The 18055-nt window shown below is 60.9% G+C and carries 16 protein-coding genes; 10 read left to right on the top strand and 6 right to left on the bottom strand.

Annotated elements, in window-relative coordinates:
* Positions 1–64: 64 nt before the first annotated feature.
* A complete protein-coding gene (locus C9422_RS02535; protein WP_007975454.1) occupies positions 65–898 on the top strand; it encodes an EamA family transporter in 834 nt (277 codons plus the stop codon).
* 49 nt (positions 899–947) lie between these two features.
* Complete coding sequence (locus C9422_RS02530) at positions 948–1331, top strand: MAPEG family protein (protein WP_007975455.1); 384 nt, start codon at positions 948–950, stop codon at positions 1329–1331.
* 142 nt (positions 1332–1473) lie between these two features.
* On the opposite strand, the gene C9422_RS02525 is transcribed toward C9422_RS02530, so the two are convergent.
* On the bottom strand, positions 1474–2658 hold the full coding sequence (locus C9422_RS02525; protein WP_116579601.1) for a murein transglycosylase A: 1185 nt from the start codon (positions 2656–2658) through the stop codon (positions 1474–1476).
* 128 nt (positions 2659–2786) lie between these two features.
* On the opposite strand from C9422_RS02525, the gene C9422_RS02520 reads away from it, so the two are divergent.
* The gene (locus C9422_RS02520) at positions 2787–3236 is read left to right on the top strand and encodes a cytochrome c (protein WP_116579600.1); all 450 of its coding nucleotides are present in this window, start codon (positions 2787–2789) and stop codon (positions 3234–3236) included.
* Positions 3237–3413: 177 nt separating this feature from the next.
* Here C9422_RS02520 and C9422_RS02515 read toward each other — a convergent pair whose 3' ends face one another.
* The 4 genes from C9422_RS02515 to C9422_RS02500 form a co-directional block, all read right to left on the bottom strand.
* Complete coding sequence (locus C9422_RS02515; protein WP_104450103.1) at positions 3414–3809, bottom strand: DUF1090 domain-containing protein; 396 nt, start codon at positions 3807–3809, stop codon at positions 3414–3416.
* Positions 3810–3905: 96 nt separating this feature from the next.
* Positions 3906–5585, bottom strand: coding sequence for an NAD-dependent DNA ligase LigB (gene ligB / locus C9422_RS02510; RefSeq protein WP_116579599.1), 1680 nt, complete (start codon positions 5583–5585; stop codon positions 3906–3908).
* Positions 5586–5867: 282 nt separating this feature from the next.
* Positions 5868–7058, bottom strand: coding sequence for a methionine adenosyltransferase (gene metK, locus C9422_RS02505; RefSeq protein ID WP_007975460.1), 1191 nt, complete (start codon positions 7056–7058; stop codon positions 5868–5870).
* 18 nt (positions 7059–7076) lie between these two features.
* Complete coding sequence (locus C9422_RS02500) at positions 7077–8072, bottom strand: metalloregulator ArsR/SmtB family transcription factor (RefSeq protein ID WP_116579598.1); 996 nt, start codon at positions 8070–8072, stop codon at positions 7077–7079.
* Positions 8073–8334: 262 nt separating this feature from the next.
* Here C9422_RS02500 and tkt point away from each other — a divergent pair, with 262 nt between their 5' ends.
* The 6 genes from tkt to fba all read left to right on the top strand — a co-directional run bounded on the left by tkt (position 8335) and on the right by fba (position 14708).
* The gene (gene tkt / locus C9422_RS02495) at positions 8335–10332 is read left to right on the top strand and encodes a transketolase (RefSeq protein WP_116579597.1); all 1998 of its coding nucleotides are present in this window, start codon (positions 8335–8337) and stop codon (positions 10330–10332) included.
* A gap of 167 nt (positions 10333–10499) precedes the next feature.
* Positions 10500–11552, top strand: coding sequence for an erythrose-4-phosphate dehydrogenase (epd, locus tag C9422_RS02490; RefSeq protein WP_116579596.1), 1053 nt, complete (start codon positions 10500–10502; stop codon positions 11550–11552).
* A gap of 12 nt (positions 11553–11564) precedes the next feature.
* Positions 11565–12728 carry a phosphoglycerate kinase gene (locus C9422_RS02485; RefSeq protein WP_007975464.1) on the top strand — a complete coding sequence of 388 codons (1164 nt, stop codon included), beginning with the start codon at positions 11565–11567 and terminating at the stop codon, positions 12726–12728.
* Between the two features lie 35 nt (positions 12729–12763).
* Positions 12764–12985, top strand: a complete 222-nt coding sequence (locus tag C9422_RS02480; protein ID WP_007975465.1) for a hypothetical protein — start codon at positions 12764–12766, stop codon at positions 12983–12985.
* 56 nt (positions 12986–13041) lie between these two features.
* Positions 13042–13383, top strand: coding sequence for an MliC family protein (locus tag C9422_RS02475; protein WP_116579595.1), 342 nt, complete (start codon positions 13042–13044; stop codon positions 13381–13383).
* 260 nt (positions 13384–13643) lie between these two features.
* Positions 13644–14708, top strand: coding sequence for a class II fructose-bisphosphate aldolase (fba, locus tag C9422_RS02470; RefSeq protein ID WP_007975467.1), 1065 nt, complete (start codon positions 13644–13646; stop codon positions 14706–14708).
* 193 nt (positions 14709–14901) lie between these two features.
* On the opposite strand, the gene C9422_RS02465 is transcribed toward fba, so the two are convergent.
* Positions 14902–15570 carry a polysaccharide lyase family 7 protein gene (locus C9422_RS02465; protein ID WP_116579594.1) on the bottom strand — a complete coding sequence of 223 codons (669 nt, stop codon included), beginning with the start codon at positions 15568–15570 and terminating at the stop codon, positions 14902–14904.
* 321 nt (positions 15571–15891) lie between these two features.
* Here C9422_RS02465 and C9422_RS02460 point away from each other — a divergent pair, with 321 nt between their 5' ends.
* The gene (locus C9422_RS02460) at positions 15892–18015 is read left to right on the top strand and encodes a bifunctional diguanylate cyclase/phosphodiesterase (RefSeq protein ID WP_116579593.1); all 2124 of its coding nucleotides are present in this window, start codon (positions 15892–15894) and stop codon (positions 18013–18015) included.
* Positions 18016–18055: the final 40 nt, after the last annotated feature.

The following is an 18055-nucleotide window of genomic DNA, read 5'->3' as shown; positions in this document are numbered from 1 at the left end:
TCAAAAGATCGCAGCCTGCGGCAGCTCCTACAGGGACTTGGCGAAAACAAAAAAGGAGTGGGCCGTGCTTGCGACGGCGTTGGTGTTGGTGGCGGCGCTGTTGCACGCGGCGTGGAATACCCTGATCAAATTCAGTGCGGAGCGGCTGCTGGTGGTGGCCTGCATGGACAGCGTGGCGCTGCTCTTTGTCGCGCTGATGGTGCCGTTCCTGAGCCTGCCGCCGCTGGAGATCTGGCCGTGGATCCTGGCCTCGGCGGCGTTCGAACTGCTCTACCGCTACTTACTGATCCAGGCCTATCGGGTCGGCGACCTCGGGCTGGTTTATCCACTGATGCGCGGCCTGTCACCCTTGGTGGTGCTGGCGCTGACGCTGATCTTTGCCGGGGAGGTGCTGACCCATCAGCAGATTTTCGGAATCCTGCTGATCCCGTTCGGCATGCTGTGCCTGCTCTGGCAGGGTGGCGGCGGTGCGCGTTTGCCGTGGTCGATGCTGCCGGTGGTGGCATTGATCGGCCTGTGCATCGGTTGCTACACCTACATCGACGGTCAGGCCTTGCGGCGCTGGTCCCATCCTCTGGATTACCTGGTCTGGGTCACCTTGCTCAGTGCCTGGCCGTTTCCATTGTTGGCATTGGTAAGCAAGCGCCCCGCGTTCATGCTGTTCTGGCGCGAGCAGTGGCGCCTGGGTCTGGCGGTCGGGTTTTGCGTGTTGTTCAGCTACGCTCTGGTGCTGTGGGCGATGCAATTGGGTTCGATTGCAGAAGCGGCAGCGTTGCGCGAGATCAGCGTCATTCTGGTGGTGCTGTTTGGCATGCGTTACCTCAAAGAACCTTTTGGCGGGCCACGCCTCTTAGCCTGTGGGCTGGTGCTGATCGGCATACTGGTGATGAAGTTTTGATCGCCGTTGATGGGTTCGATTTTCTACAACATGAAGAAGGGACTGCGTAATGACGGTTGCTCTGTGGTGCATTTTGATTGCGATCTTCCTGCCGTATCTGTGCACGGGTGTCGCGAAGATCAGTGGCGGGTTCCGACTGAAAGACAATCATGATCCACGAGGGTTTCTCGATTCCCTGGAGGGTTTGGGCAAGCGGGCAAATGCGGCGCAGCTGAACAGCTTTGAAGTGACGCCGGCGTTTGCAGCCGCGGTGATCGTGGCGCACCTGGCGGGCAATGCCGAATTGGTCACCATCAATGTGTTGTCGGTGTTGTTCATCACCAGCCGTCTGCTTTTCATCATTTTCTATCTGGCGGACCTGGCGGCGCTGCGGTCGTTGATGTGGTTCGTGGGGATGGCGTTGATCGTGAGTTTCTTTGTGGTGTCCGTCTGAGTCTCAGGCGCTAATCAAGGCCTCTTCGCGAGCAAGCCCGCTCCCACATTTGATCCTCGGTGGACACAGATTCTGTGTTCGACAGTGATCCGGTGTGGGAGCGGGCTTGCTCGCGAAAGCTATCTGTCAGGCGATGCGAGACTCAAGGATTGGTTTTAACCGCATCCGCCACCTGCGGCACTTGCGGTAACGCCGCACCTTTGGGCCAGAGCATCCAGATCTGCCCCTGCTGTTTCATGTCCCCGGCCAGTTGCCCGGCTGCATCGCCGGTGCCCCAGAACAGATCCGCCCTGACTTCACCGGCAATCGCGCCGCCGGTGTCCTGCGCTGCTACGGGGCGAACCAGGGATGTACCGTCCGGTCTGGTGGTGGACAGCCACAGCAGGCTGCCCAGCGGAATCACCTTGCGATCCACCGCTGCGCTGTAACCGGCGGTCAAGGGTACGTTCAACGAGCCGCGCGGACCTTCGTTGCTGTCCGGGTTACGGGTGAAGAACACATAGCTGGGGTTGCTGCCGAGCAGTTCGGGAATCCGCGACGGATTGGCCTTGGCCCAGGTGCTGATGGCGCCCATGGTCACGTCTTCTTTTTTCAGCTCGCCCTGTTCCACCAGCCAGCGGCCGATCGGTCGATAGGGATGGCCGTTCTGGTCGGCATAGGCGATGCGCAACTGGCGGCCATTGTCGAGCTGGATACGACCCGAACCCTGGATTTGCAGGAACTGCAGGTTCATCGGATCGGTCAGCCAGGCCACGACCGGTGCCTTGACCCCTTTGCTCTCGATGGTTGCCGCATCGTCGTACGGCTTGAGCACGCGACCTTCAAGTCGACCGCGCAGGCGTTTGCCCTTGAGTTCCGGGTAAATGCTGTCGAGGGCGACGATGATCATGTCTTCGGGGACGCCATAGACCGGGACATTGGCCACGCCGGTCTGGGTCAGGCTGCCCGGATAGACCGGCTCGTAGTAGCCGGTGATCAAGCCGTTGGGGTTGTCGTTGGCGGCGCGCAGGCCATACACATCGAGGTTCTGCTTGAGAAAGCCGCGAATGTCGCTGGCGGTTTGCGGCACGTTGGCCGCCGCCGCGCAGGTGCCACCCCAGACCGGGTCGGCCTTGAGTCGGGTGCAGGCGCTGCGCCAGGAGCCGAAACCGGCGACCAGGTCGGCGTCGGACACCGCCGGCAGCGCTTCCCATGTAGCGCTGGAGTAAGTGGCCAGGGCATGGGTTTTCGGTTGTTGCTTGTCGCCACCGGTGCAGCCTGCGAGCAGGGCCATCATCGGCAGGGTCCAGGCCAGGCTGTGACGCCATGCCTTTAAACGGCTGTTCATGGAGTGATTCCTTTGCCGGTTGCCTGATCGCTCCATGCGCTCAAGCAACCCTTATTGATAATAGGGCTATTGGTCTTTGCCGATGACGCGAGGATACTGGCCGCCGTTTCCCGTGACCTGAAGCCACCATGACTCTTAAAAGACTTTCTGTTGTATTGCTGGCCTGCCTGACATTGTCCGCTTGTGGCGGTGTTGACCCTAATTCGCCGCTCGGTCAGCGCAAGGCCATTTTCAAGCAGATGCTCAAGACCGGCGAAGACCTGGGCGGCATGTTGCGCGGGCGTATCCCGTTCGATGGCCCGAAATTCGCCGAGGGCGCGGTGAAGCTCGATGGGTTGTCCCGTGAGCCGTGGCAGCATTTTCCGCAGGTGCGCGAGGAAGATCACACCAGCGCCAAGAGCGATGTCTGGGAGCAGCAGGCACGCTTTCAGGGCATGGCCCGCGATCTTGAATCCGCCACCGGTGAGTTGGTGATCGCCAGCCAGATTCAACCCTACAAGGCCAGCAACCTGGGGCCGGCGGTGCAGAAAGTCGAAGATGCTTGCAGTGCGTGTCATAAGGCGTTTCGGGATCATTGATTCGGTGTTACGCATGACCTGTGGCGAGGGAGCTTGCTCCCGCTGGGCTGCGAAGCAGCCCCAAAACCATTCAAACAGCTTTCGCCTGCAAAATTCGGCTAACCGGGTTTACGACGGCTTCGCCGCCGAGCGGGAGCAAGCTCCCTCGCCACAAAAGCTTTTTCGCCCAGCGTCGGCTTATTTATCCAGCTCATCCAAAGCGTCCTGCAATTCCTTACGGGCATCGGCGAGTTTGTCTTTACGCTTGTTGATTTTCTCGGGGTCGCCTTTGCTCATGGCCTTGTCGAGGTCCGCCTGACGCTTGCTGACTTCGTGCCTGGCGTCGAGCACCTTGTTTTCCCGCTCCTTCTTCAGCGAGGCGTCGGTGCAGTTGGCTTCGACTTCGCTCAGGGCTTTTTCCAGGCCAGCCTGCTGGTCGGCGTTGCCGTGGACCTTGGCCAATTCGATCTGGTTGACGATACCTTGCTTCTTGGCGGCGCAACCGGACAGCCCCGGCGCTTCCTCGTCCGCCATCAATGGGGTGGCCAGCATGCTGCACAGGGCCAGGAGGGCGAGCGGTGAAAGAAATTTCATAAAAGCTCCATGTAGGAAGGCCAGCGGGCCGGTGTGGCAATGGCTTGTTGGAGCCCAGCGATCCCCAGGGGTTCCCGGTGGGCACGGGGCTGGCAGCTAAAAGCCGTCAATCCCCCTTTCACGTAACGTTTCACTCAAGGCCAGGACCTGCGGATCGCGGAAAAAAGCGTTCAGTTGCGCCGCGCGTCCCGGCCCGATACCGGCCTCGGCCCGCCATTGTTCGATGTCTCGCTGCGCCAGCGTCTGCCATGAGTTGCCGAGAGGCACCGGACCTGTCGGTGGCAATCCCAGGGCTTTCAGCCAGTGCGCGAACGGGCGTTGCCGGGCCTGCTTGAAGCTGTCTGCAAGGCGAGTCGCGCTGCGCTCGCCGAAACCGTCAATGGTAGCAAGCTCTTGGGCGTCAAGGGTCAACCAATCCAGCAGACCGTTCAGGCGACCTGTTGCAAGAAGTTTTTCCCAAGTGCCCGGACCGACATTGGGCAGCGCCAGCCCCTGTTTGCCGCTGAGCCAGGCCAGGCGTGCGAGAAATTGGCCCTCACAACCCGGTGTCGGTTGCCAGCAACTCAATGAATGAAAGTCCGCTGCCTTCGGCACGCTCAATTCGACACGCTCGCTGCTGCGCAACACGACGTCATCGAGCCTGGGAATGGTCAGCCCGGCCAGGCTGATGGCGACCTGATCACCCGGACGTATGTCCATTGCCCGCCAGCGTTGCAGCGAGCTGACGCTGACGCGTTTGATCTGCCGGTCATCGAGCGTCACCGGGGTCAGTTCCAGTACCGGAGTGATTCGCCCGGTCCGGCCGATTTTGAAGTGAACCTGGCGGACTTCGGCCAGTGCCTGGGCGAACGGATATTTCCAGGCGATGGCCCAGTAGGGTGGCCGGGCTTGCCAGCGTTCGGCGGCCGGGCGCTGGTTCTGGCGCAGGACGATGCCGTCGCTGGCAAAGGGCAGGGAGGCGCGATACCAGTGTTCGCGCCAGCGTTCGGCATCGCTGACGGAGGCGATTGGCTGGCTGTATGCCGTGGTACTGGGGAAGCCCAGCGCCTTCAGTGCTGCGGCCTGGGCGGGTGTGCTTGCCGGCCCTTGGGGCCAGTCCCAGACAAACAGGTCAATGCCGGCGGCTTGTTCGGTGCTCAAGACCTTGCGTGCCATCAGGCCCGCCACCGTGGCGCGGGCGTTGAGGCTGCCGGCGCGGGCCTGCACATGATCGGTCAGGCGCCAAAACAGTTCACCTTGCACGAGCAGATCCCGAGGCTGGGATAGCTGCTTCGGGATGGCCGGAATCTGTCGTGCCGGAGTGGTCCAGTCCTGGCCGCTCTCGCCGTCGCCGCGGCTGATGGCCTGGGTCAGCAGACCATTACGGTAAACCAGGGTCACCGCCACCCCGTCGATTTTGGGCTGAGCCCAAACGTCCACCCGGTCACGCAGCCATTTTTCGACGGAAGGCCGATCATGCAGTTTGCCCAGGCCTGTGTGGGCGATGGGGTGGGGCAGCGCGCCGCGCGCAGTGCGCAAGGGGTCTGCGGGCGGGTTCAGATTGAAGCACTGGCGCCATTGGGTGAGTCGCGTGCGGGACTGGTCGTAGAGTTCATCGGCGACCAGTGAATGTCCCTGGCGGTGATAGCTGTCGTCCCATAAGTCGATCTGCTGTTGCAGTGTGCCGACTTCGTTCAGGGCGCGGTCGGGTGGCCAGTCCGGGCACTCGGTGGCGCTGGCATTCAGGCAGGCAAGGGTCAGCAGGGCGGCGAAAAACAGGCGCAGGTCGGGAAGCATCTTGAGCGTCCTTGCTCGGTGAGGTGCGTGAAGGCTAGGTCAGTATCTGTTGGTGCAGCGGTTGGGGTTTTTACCGAGTGTTTCTGGTGACTGGGCGGGCCTCTTCGCGGGCAAGCCCGCTCCCACAGGGATTTGCGTTTGCCCACAGATCTCGGGCACACCAAAGATCAACTGTGGGAGCGGGCTTGCTCGCGAAGGCTGCGACGCGGTGTAAAGCGAATCCCCAATAAAAAGCCCCGCAAGGCGCGAGCCGTGCGGGGCTTCGGGTGTTGCGGGGAAGTCTTACAGGCCGGCAGCAGAACGCAGGGCGTCGGCGCGGTCGGTTTTTTCCCAGGTGAACGTGGTGAAGGTGTCGTCACCAACGGTCTTGGTCGCCGGGGTGCGACCGAAGTGGCCGTACGCCGCGGTTTCCTGGTACATCGGGTGCAGCAGGTCGAGCATGGTGGTGATCGCGTATGGACGCAGGTCGAACACTTCGCGAACCAGTTTGACGATCTTGTCGTCGCTGATCTTGCCGGTGCCGAAGGTGTTCAAAGAAATCGAAGTCGGTTGGGCAACGCCGATCGCGTAGGAAACCTGGATCTCGCAACGCTCGGCCAGGCCGGCGGCAACGATGTTCTTGGCCACGTAACGACCGGCGTAGGCCGCCGAACGGTCAACCTTCGATGGATCTTTACCGGAGAACGCGCCACCGCCGTGACGGGCCATGCCGCCGTAGCTGTCGACGATGATCTTGCGACCGGTCAGGCCGCAGTCACCCACCGGGCCGCCAATGATGAACTGGCCGGTCGGGTTGATGTGGAACTGGGTGTCCTTGCTCAGCAATTCGGCAGGCAGCACGTGCTTGACGATCAACTCCATCACGCCTTCGCGCAGGTCGTTGTACGACACTTCCGGGTTGTGCTGGGTCGACAGGACGACCGCGTCGATACCGACGACCTTGCCGTTTTCGTAGCGGCAGGTCACTTGCGACTTGGCATCCGGACGCAGCCAAGGCAGCAGGCCGGATTTGCGGGCTTCAGCCTGGCGCTGCACCAGCTGGTGCGAGAAGGTGATCGGCGCGGGCATCAGCACGTCGGTTTCGTTGCTGGCGTAGCCGAACATCAGGCCCTGGTCGCCGGCACCCTGATCTTCAGGCTTGGCACGGTCGACACCCTGGTTGATGTCAGGGGACTGCTTGCCGATGATGTTCATCACGCCGCAGGTGGCGCCGTCGAAGCCGACGTCGGAGCTGGTGTAGCCGATGTCGGTGATCACGTCACGAACGATCTGCTCCAGGTCAACCCAGGCCGAAGTGGTGACTTCGCCGGCGATGATGGCCACGCCCGTTTTCACCAGAGTCTCGCACGCCACACGGGCGAACTTGTCTTCAGCAATGATGGCGTCCAGCACCGCATCAGAAATCTGGTCGGCGATTTTGTCCGGATGCCCTTCAGACACGGACTCGGAGGTGAAAAGGGAGTATTCGCTCATCTCGATGTTTTCCTGAAATTACCGATGGTGAGTGTCGCCAGTCGGTCGCTGAAAGTGGCGAACCTGGATCTGGAAACCATTACGTAAGCCTACATAGAGGCTTTCCCCGGGAACGAGTCCCGCAGCGGTGGCCCAACGGGCCAGATCGTCCTGTTCAAACCCCAGCCAGAGATCACCGCAGGCCTCCTTGGCCCAACTCTGGTTGTGGCTACATAACTCTGTCACCAACAGGCTACCGCCTGGTTGCAGCAAGTGGGCCATGTGCTTGAGCGCATCGGCCGGCGCGGCAAAATGATGCAGCACCATGTTCAGTACCACGCAATCGGCCTTGAGGCTGACGCCGTTCAATGCATCGGCCAGTTGCAGGCTGACGTTAGTCAGCTTGTCGCGTTCGCAGACCTGGCGCGCCAGTTCGAGCATCGCGGTGCTGTTGTCCAGCGCCGTGACCTGCGAGAAGCGGCGCGCCAGTTCCGGCAGGAATGCGCCATCGCCGGGGCCGACTTCAATGGCCGTGGCGTCTTTGCCCAGGCTCAACTTGTCGAGCAGCGCCACCACGCTTTCGCGGTACTGCGGCAGGCCGGCGATCAAGTCTTGCTGGGCGCGAAACTTCTCCGCTACCCGTGAGAAAAAGTCCTGGCTGGCGGCTGCTCGTTGCCCGTGGACCTGAGCGATGCGCGCCTGCACATCGGCCGGCAGCGTCAGGTTGTCCACTTCTTCGAGCAGGGCTGCGTGCAATTTGCCGCCCAGTAGTTCGGTGTGGGGCAGGGCACGACGGTAAAAAATCGCATTACCTTCGCGGCGCGTTGCCACCAGGCCGGCCTGGGCCAGTACCTTGAGGTGGTGGCTCATGCCTGACTGGCCGATGCCGAAGATCTGCGCCAGTTCCAGCACGCCAAACGAATCGTTGGCCAGTGCGCGCAAAACATTCAACCGCAGGGGATCGCCGCCAGCCTTGCACAAGGCTGCCAGCTCATCGCAATCGTCATGCTGAATGGAGGGCACGCGTAAATTCATAAGGCCGGCAGTCTAGTCACGGGTCGAAGGCATCGCAAGAGCAATATCAAAAAGTTTTGATATTGCTCGATAGATGGCACTTCTTGACGTTAGCTTCAGTCAACAAACGAACAGCGGAAAGGTTTCATCAGGCGAATACGTCGTTATCCATTGGAAAAACGCCTTCAGATGACTATCTGTCATTGCCCCGAGGCGGCCCGGTGAGGGAAAATGCTCGCCTTTTTTCCGTTTCGTTTTATTCAAGTCCCCCAGGAGAACAGCGATGCCTAGCCGTCGTGAGCGTGCCAACGCCATTCGTGCCCTCAGCATGGATGCCGTGCAAAAAGCCAACAGCGGCCATCCCGGTGCCCCAATGGGTATGGCGGATATCGCCGAGGTACTTTGGCGCGACTACCTCAAGCACAACCCGAGCAATCCATCGTTCGCCGACCGTGACCGCTTCGTGCTGTCCAACGGCCATGGCTCGATGCTGATCTACTCGCTGCTGCACCTGACCGGCTACGACCTGTCGATCGATGACCTCAAGCAGTTCCGTCAACTGCACAGCCGCACCCCGGGCCACCCGGAACTCGGCTACACCCCGGGCGTGGAAACCACCACCGGTCCACTGGGTCAGGGCCTGGCCAACGCCGTGGGTTTTGCCCTGGCTGAAAAAGTCATGGCGGCGCAGTTCAACCGTCCTGGCCACAACATCGTCGACCACCACACCTATGTGTTCCTGGGTGATGGCTGCATGATGGAAGGCATTTCCCACGAAGTCGCTTCCCTGGCCGGTACCCTGGGCCTGGGCAAGCTGATCGCCTTCTACGATGACAACGGCATCTCCATCGACGGCGAAGTCGAAGGCTGGTTCACCGACGACACACCGAAGCGTTTCGAATCCTACAACTGGCAAGTGATCCGCAACGTCGACGGTCACGACCCGGAAGAGATCAAGACCGCGATCGACACGGCACGCAAAAGCGCGCAGCCAACCCTGATCTGCTGCAAAACCACCATCGGCTTCGGTTCGCCGAACAAGCAAGGCAAGGAAGACTGCCACGGAGCCCCACTGGGTGACGCGGAAATCGCCCTGACCCGCGCGGCGCTGAAGTGGAACCACGGCCCGTTCGAAATCCCGGCGGACATCTACGCCGAGTGGGACGCCAAAGAAGCAGGCAAGGCTGTCGAAGCCGAGTGGGACCAGCGTTTCGCTGCCTACTCCGCCGCCTTCCCGACTGAAGCCAACGAACTGGTGCGTCGCCTGAGCGGTGACCTGCCAGCTGACTTCAGCGAAAAAGCTGCGGCCTACATCGCCGAAGTGGCCGCCAAGGGCGAAACCATCGCCAGCCGTAAGGCCAGCCAGAATGCCCTGAACGCATTTGGCCCGCTTCTGCCCGAGTTCCTCGGCGGTTCGGCTGACCTGGCCGGTTCCAACCTGACCCTGTGGAAAGGTTGCAAAGGCGTTACCGCCGAAGATGCCAGCGGCAACTACATGTACTACGGCGTGCGCGAGTTCGGCATGACCGCGATCATGAACGGCGTTGCCCTGCACGGCGGTCTGGTGCCTTACGGCGCGACCTTCCTGATGTTCATGGAATACGCCCGCAACGCAGTGCGCATGTCGGCCCTGATGAAGCAGCGTGTGATCCACGTCTACACCCACGACTCCATCGGTCTGGGCGAAGACGGCCCGACTCACCAGCCAATCGAGCAACTGGCCAGCCTGCGCTGCACGCCGAACCTCGACACCTGGCGTCCGGCCGACGCCGTTGAATCGGCGGTGTGCTGGAAGTATGCGCTGGAGCGCAAGGACGGTCCTTCGGCCCTGATCTTCTCCCGTCAGAACCTGCAGCACCAAACCCGTGATGCCGGCCAGATCGCCGACATCAGCCGCGGTGGTTATGTGCTCAAGGACTGTGCAGGCGAGCCTGAGCTGATCCTGATCGCTACCGGTTCGGAAGTCGGCCTGGCTGTTCAGGCCTTCGACAAACTGACCGAGCAGGGCCGCAAGGTTCGTGTGGTTTCCATGCCGTGCACCAGCGTGTTCGATGCCCAGGACGCCGGCTACAAGCAATCGGTCCTGCCGTTGCAGGTCAGCGCCCGTATCGCCATCGAGGCCGCTCACGCGGACTACTGGTACAAGTACGTGGGCCTGGAAGGCCGTGTGATCGGCATGACCACCTACGGCGAGTCGGCGCCTGCGTCGGCCTTGTTCGAAGAGTTCGGCTTCACCCTGGAAAACATCCTGGGTCAGGCTGAAGAACTGCTGGAAGACTAAAACACGCCGCGGTGGCCCAGGCCACCGCGATCCCCTGTAGGAGCTGCCGCAGGCTGCGATCTTTTGATCTTGATCTTGAAAGGATCAAAAGATCGCAGCCTGCGGCAGCTCCTACAGAGGGTGTGTTGTTAGCGAAAATTCGTCTGACTGCGTCTATCGAGAACCCCATGCCTCAACCGCGTCCCTACAAAGTTGCACTCAACGGCTACGGCCGGATTGGTCGTTGCGTCTTGCGTGCGTTGTTCGAGCGAGGCGACAAGGCCGGGTTTGAAATCGTCGCGATCAACGATCTGGCGGACATGGCCAGCATCGAATACCTGACACGCTTCGACTCCACCCATGGCCGGTTCCCCGGCGAAGTGAAGGTCGACGGCGATTGTCTGCATATTAATGGCAACTGCGTGAAGGTCCTGCGCAGTGCCACCCCCGAAGGCATCGATTGGGCATCTTTGGGCATCGATCTGGTGCTGGAGTGCTCCGGCGCTTATCACACTCGCGAAGACGGCCAGCGTTTCCTCGACGCCGGCGCCCCGCGCGTGCTGTTTTCCCAGCCGATGGCCAGCGAGACCGATGTCGACGCCACCATCGTCTACGGCGTGAACCAGGATTGCCTGACCGGCGATGAACTGCTGGTGTCCAACGCATCCTGCACCACCAACTGCGGCGTGCCGCTGTTGCGCTTGCTGAATCAGGCCATTGGCCTGGATTACGTATCGATCACCACCATTCACTCGGCGATGAACGATCAGCCGGTCATCGATGCCTATCACCACGAAGACCTGCGCCGCACCCGTTCGGCGTTCCAGTCGGTGATTCCGGTGTCCACCGGTCTGGCGCGTGGTATCGAACGCCTGTTGCCGGAACTTGCCGGACGAATTCAGGCCAAAGCCGTGCGGGTGCCGACGGTCAACGTGTCCTGCCTCGATATCACGATGCAGACCGCCACTACGACCGACGCCACCGAGGTCAACCGGATCCTGCGCGAAGCCGCCACCAGCGGCCCGCTCAAAGGCCTGCTGGCTTACACCGAGTTACCCCACGCAAGCTGTGATTTCAACCACGACCCACATTCGGCGATCGTCGATGCCAGTCAGACCCGCGTTTCCGGCCCACGGCTGGTGAACATCCTGGCCTGGTTCGACAATGAATGGGGTTTTGCCAACCGAATGCTGGACGTTGCAGAACACTATCTGCAAACAGCAACTTCAAAAAAACCGTAGGAAGTGCGACCCATGACCGTGTTGAAGATGTCCGACCTCGATCTGCAAGGTAAGCGCGTATTGATCCGCGAAGACCTCAACGTCCCAGTCAAGGACGGTGTTGTCACCAGCGATGCGCGTATCCTGGCCTCGCTGCCGACCATCAAGCTGGCCCTGGAAAAAGGCGCGGCCGTGATGGTCTGCTCGCACCTTGGCCGTCCGACCGAAGGCGAGTTCTCGGCCGAGAACAGCCTCAAGCCGGTTGCTGACTACCTGAGCCGCGCCCTGGGCCGTGAAGTGCCGCTGGTGGCTGATTACCTGGGCGGTGTCGACGTCAAGGCCGGCGACATCGTGCTGTTCGAAAACGTGCGTTTCAACAAAGGCGAGAAAAAGAACGCCGACGAACTGGCCCAGCAATACGCCGCCCTGTGCGACGTGTTCGTGATGGACGCCTTCGGCACCGCTCACCGTGCCGAGGGCTCGACCCACGGCGTGGCCAAGTTCGCCAAAGTCGCCGCTGCCGGCCCGTTGCTGGCCGCTGAACTGGACGCACTGGGCAAGGCCCTGGGCGCCCCGGCCCAGCCGATGGCTGCCATCGTTGCCGGTTCCAAGGTGTCGACCAAACTCGACGTACTGAACAGCCTGAGCCAGATCTGCGACCAGTTGATCGTCGGCGGCGGCATTGCCAACACCTTCCTGGCCGCTGCCGGTCACCCGGTCGGCAAGTCGCTGTACGAGCCGGACCTGCTCGACACCGCTCGCGCCATCGCCGCCAAAGTCAGCGTGCCGCTGCCAGTGGATGTGGTGGTTGCCAAGGAATTCGCTGAAAGCGCCGCTGCGACCGTCAAGCTGATCGCTGACGTCGCTGCCGACGACATGATCCTGGACATCGGCCCGCAGACCGCGGCGAACTTCGCCGAACTGCTGAAATCGTCCAAAACCATCCTGTGGAATGGTCCGGTCGGCGTGTTCGAATTCGACCAGTTCGGCAATGGCACCAAAGTGCTGGCCCAGGCCATCGCAGACAGCGCGGCGTTCTCCATTGCCGGCGGTGGCGACACCCTGGCGGCCATCGACAAATATGGCGTGGCCGAGCAGATCTCCTACATTTCTACCGGTGGCGGCGCGTTCCTCGAATTCGTCGAAGGCAAGGTGCTGCCAGCCGTTGAAGTCCTGGAAAGCCGGGCCAAGGCCTGAGGGTCGCCCGTTTGACCTGGCAAGGGAGTGTTGACATGGTCAAGACGTTAGCGCTGTTGATCGTCGCAGGTTCGCTGGTGGCGTGCGGGAGTAACCCGAAGGCCACTGCGGAACCGGCGCCGTCCGAGTCGGACAAGGGCTGCTACCAGGCTGACTGGCAGGCCGAAACCAACCCGGTGCTCAACAAGCGTTCCGGGCCCGAAGGCCTGGACAAATACGAGACCCGGACGCCCGCCAAGGAACATGGTTGCCCTTGACGGGTCTGACTCATTACTCAGGGCTGGCAGCGTGCGCCGCCAGTCGAGGGACACGGATGAAAGGTTTTATCGCCGTTACGGCGCTGGCGCTGTTGGCCGGTTGTGCTCAGCTGAATCAGTTGAACCCGTTCCAGTCGTCCGCACCTGTGGATAACTGGACCACCTGGACCTGCGACAGCCAGGCCAAAGTGCTGTGGCGCTACACCGACGACAGCCGCAAGGAAGTCGACGTGCGCCTGGGCGGTGCCGATCAGGTCTACCGCTTGAAGCAGGAACCGGGTGCATCGGGTTCGCTGTACAGCAATGACATGCTGGCGTTTCACATAAAAGGTGAGGAGGGCCTGGTTTACTGGGTCGCCACTAATGATTTGATTGGGCGCGGTTGTAAAGCGCAATAAACGGACTACGCCGTACCTGTAGGAGCGAGCCTGCTCGCGATGGTCGTTAACGATAACGCTGGGCACCTGAATGCCCGCGCTGTCTGGGCCACCATCGCGAGCAGGCTCGCTCCCACAGGGTTCCGGGGAAGTTCTTGAGATTTTCGCAACACCGAATTCGCAGCTCGGGCTCAACCCCCGATCTGCAATAACTTGAATAGCCGCCGCCGCTACGGCAGGCTGGCACGATTAACGACCCTCAACCGGGAGAGACACACACAATGGCACTTATCAGCATGCGCCAGATGTTGGACCACGCAGCCGAGTTCGGCTACGGCGTTCCAGCCTTCAACGTCAACAACCTTGAGCAGATGCGCGCCATCATGGAAGCCGCTGACAAGACTGACTCCCCGGTGATCGTCCAGGCTTCGGCCGGTGCTCGCAAATACGCCGGTGCACCGTTCCTGCGTCACCTGATCCTGGCGGCAATCGAAGAATTCCCGCACATCCCGGTGTGCATGCACCAGGACCACGGCACCAGCCCTGACGTCTGCCAGCGTTCCATTCAACTGGGCTTCAGCTCGGTGATGATGGACGGTTCCCTGGGCGAAGACGGCAAGACCCCGACCGACTACGACTACAACGTGCGCGTTACCCAACAGACCGTGGCCATGGCTCACGCCTGCGGCGTTTCGGTAGAAGGCGAGCTGGGTTGCCTGGGTTCGCTGGAAACCGGCATGGCCGGTGAAGAAGACGGCATCGGCGCCGAAGGTGTTCTGGATCACAGCCAGATGCTGACCGACCCGGAAGAAGCCGCTGACTTCGTCAAGCGCACTCAGGTTGATGCCCTGGCCATTGCCATCGGCACCAGCCACGGCGCCTACAAGTTCACCAAGCCGCCTACCGGCGACGTGCTGGCCATCGACCGCATCAAGGAAATCCACAAGCGTATTCCGAACACTCACCTGGTGATGCACGGTTCGTCTTCGGTTCCGCAAGAGTGGCTGGCGATCATCAACCAGTACGGCGGCGACATCAAGGAAACCTACGGCGTACCGGTTGAAGAGATCGTCGAAGGCATCAAGCACGGCGTGCGCAAGGTCAACATCGACACCGACCTGCGCCTGGCATCCACTGGCGCCATGCGTCGCCTGATGGCCACCAACCCGAGCGAGTTCGACCCACGCAAATTCTTCGGCGCCACCGTCACCGCCATGCGGGACGTATGTATCGCTCGCTACGAAGCTTTCGGTACTGCCGGTAATGCATCGAAGATCAAGCCGATCTCGCTGGAAGGCATGTATCAGCGTTACCTGAAAGGTGAGTTGAACGCCAAGGTCAACTAAGACCGGGCGTTAAGCTGCAAAAATGAAGAACCCGCCGCGAGGCGGGTTTTTTGTGGGCGTTTATCCATGGTCGACGCGGTCAGTGTGGGAGCGGGCTTGCTCGCGAAAGCGTTGTGTCATTCAACATCAATGTCGCCTGATGTTACGCCTTCGCGAGCAAGCCCGCTCCCACAGGGTCAACGGTGCCCCGACATTATTGATTGTGATCGATATCCAGCTTGCTGAAGGTCACTTTCCCGCCTTCGGTGGTGTACCCGGTGTTGTCCTGCACATAGACCCCGGCCTTGAAGTACAGCGGCTTGTCGCGCCAGGTTGTGCTGATTTGCGTATCCCATTGATAGCCTGCCGCGCTGATGCCTAGGGCGCCACCGGGGCTGAGGTGAATGAGGTAGTTGAACTCCTGGTCGAGTTTCACCCCTGTCGCAACGATGATCACCCGGCCTGTATCGTCATCGGGATGCATCCGCACCTTGGCGACGATATTGCCGGTGGCCGTACTGGTTTTGTATTGGTACTCGACCTTCACCAGCGGTTTCTGGCTTTGATAGGCATGGATCTGGCCGATGACGACTTTCCCGGAACTCGGCACCTGGTTCACTGCCAGCGTGGCATACAACAAATTGTCGGCATCCGGGTAATACCAGTTTTTCAATGTGCCGTTGCTGTAGGTTTCACGTAATTCGGTGCGCGGATAAATCGCGTTTTCGGTACGGGAGCCGGTCACGGGCGACCAGAAAAACAACGTGCCGGTGTCGGAGTGGAAGTATTGATCCTTGAAACCATCCACCAGCTTGGAGGTTTCGACAGTGTACGGCGGGCTGCCGACGGGGACGCTGAGGTTCCAGGTTGCGAGGTCGATCATGTCGGTTCTTCCGCTTGATTCATGCTGCACGGGCGTGCCATAAGCTCTAGACCGCGCCTTTGGGGCGGCCTTTATAAGCGTAGCGAGATATTTTGTTAACGCTTGCCTGACGGGTGGTTGACGTCAACATCCTGTCGAAATGCCATCTTTCCCGGTTTTATGGGTCTGAACCATCGACCGTTAGTCGGCAAAAAGTCACAATGGTGAATGCTGGCTCACTGATACCTTCTGCTTTTGCAGAACCGGGTCTAGAGTGAAAGCACAGTATTTGTCCGGTTTTCACGAGAAGCCGGCCTGACGCCCCGCAATTAGAGAAGCAGCATGGAATGCGCGCAACCCACGCCAGTAGACGGCGGCTCAACCCTTTTAGTCGTAGACGATTACCCTGAAAACCTGATCAGCATGCGTGCGTTGTTACAGCGCCAGGGCTGGCGGGTCATTACTGCCACCTCGGGATTCGAGGCCCTCGGCTTGTTGCTGGAACACGATATCGACCTGGTGCTGCTGGACGTGCAGATGCCGGGCATGGACGGTTATGAAGTGGCGCGCCTGATGCGCGGTAGCCAGCGGACCCGGCTCACGCCGATCATTTTCCTGACCGCCAATGAACAGTCCCAGGACGCGGTCATCAAGGGCTATGCCAGCGGTGCGGTGGATTACCTGTTCAAGCCGTTCGACCCGCAGATTTTCACGCCCAAGGTCCAGGCGTTGCTCGAACACCAGCGCAACCGCCGGGCCTTGCAGCGCTTGAGTCATGATCTGGAATCCGCCCGGGCCTTTAATGCATCGGTGCTGGATAACGCGGCCGAAGGCATTCTGGTATTGGGGGAGGACGGCCTGATTCGTTTTGCCAATCCGGCGATGTCGCGGCTGCTCAATGCCCCGGTGCAGGAACTGCAAGGCAAGGAGTTTCTGGACTATCTGCAAAAGCCCCATATCCCGGTCTGGGCCGATTCCGAGTTTTTCACGGGCTACAAACGTGGCGAAACCTTGCGCCTGCACGATGCTTTGCTGCGTACGACGCGCGGCCAGCAGGTGCCGGTGGCCTTGTCCTGTGCGCCATTGCCTGCCGAGCAACATGCAATGGTAGTGACCGTGCTGGACATGTCGGTGGTGCGCCATCTGCATCAGCAGCTGGAGTTTCAGGCGGTCACCGATCCGCTGACCGGATTGCTCAACCGCCGCGGTTTCTACCAGACCGTAGAGAACCTGCTGTTGCGCGGTGAGCGTACCGACGGTTCCTGGGTCTTGATGTATCTGGACCTCGACGGCTTCAAGCGCGTCAATGATTCGCTCGGCCACGATGCCGGCGATCGGGTGCTGCGCTGGGTCTCCGAACAGTTGAAGGCATGCTTGCGGCCCTTCGACATCCTGGCGCGGATGGGCGGCGATGAGTTCACCGCGCTGCTGGATCTGGAGGTCCCCGAGCAAGCGGCGAAGATTGCCGAGAAGCTCATCGAGCGCGTGTCGATCTGTCAGCAGGTCGACGGCCTCGATATCGCCCTGGGTGCCAGCATCGGCATTGCTACGTTCCCCGATTGTGGCGCCAATCTCGACGGGATGCTGCGGGCGGCCGACATCGCCATGTACGAAGCCAAGCGTGCCGGTCGTCAGCAATATCGCTTCTACGATCACGAAATGAACGGTCGGGCGCGCTCGCGGCTGATGCTCGAGGAAAGTGTGCGCACGGCCATCGAGAACCGGGATTTCAACCTGGTGTATCAGCCTCAGGTGGCGATTGCGGACGGGCGAATTCGTGGCTTCGAGGCCTTGCTGCGCTGGCAGCATCCGAGCGTTGGCGACGTGCCGCCGGGGCTGTTTTTGCCATTGCTGGAAGAGGCGCGGCTGATCAGTCGGCTGGGCAGCTGGATCTACCACCGCAGCGCCGGGCAGCGCAAAGCCTGGGAAACCCTGTTCACCGAGGACCTGGTGCTCGGCGTCAGCTTGAGCAGTACGCAGTTCGGCATGCCCAACCTGGTCACTGAACTGCGCCAGGTGCTGGAGCGCCATGGCTTGCAGCCGCGTCATCTGGAGGTCGAGGTCACGGAAGAGGCCTTGATGCATCACCCCGAGGAAACCCGCAAGCAGTTACGCCTGTTGCACAATCTGGGCGTACGAGTGGCATTGGATGACTTCGGGGCCGGCCCGTGCTCCCTGTCGCATCTGCGCGACCTGGAGCTGGACACCCTCAAGCTCGACCGGCATTTGATAGCCCGGTTGCCGGACTCGGTACGGGATGCGGCGCTGGTGCGCAGTGTGATCGACTTGTGCAAACAGTTCGGGGTGCTGGTGATTGCCGAAGGGGTGGAAACCGTCGCGCAGTATGAATGGTTGCGGGCCAACGGCTGCGAATATGTGCAAGGCTTCCTGGTGGCCCGGCCGATGATGGCCGAGGACGCCGGGGTCTTTGTCCAGCCGTTTGACTGGAGCGCGCTGCCCCGCTGAATTCGCTACACTGGCGACCTTTCAGTGACCTGTATTGCCG

The sequence above is a fragment of the Pseudomonas sp. B1(2018) genome (assembly GCF_003097365.1).
GTDB classification, from domain to species: domain Bacteria; phylum Pseudomonadota; class Gammaproteobacteria; order Pseudomonadales; family Pseudomonadaceae; genus Aquipseudomonas; species Aquipseudomonas laurylsulfatiphila.
Note: the sequence above shows the minus strand (reverse complement) of the source record. Positions and strands in the feature narration are given on the sequence as shown.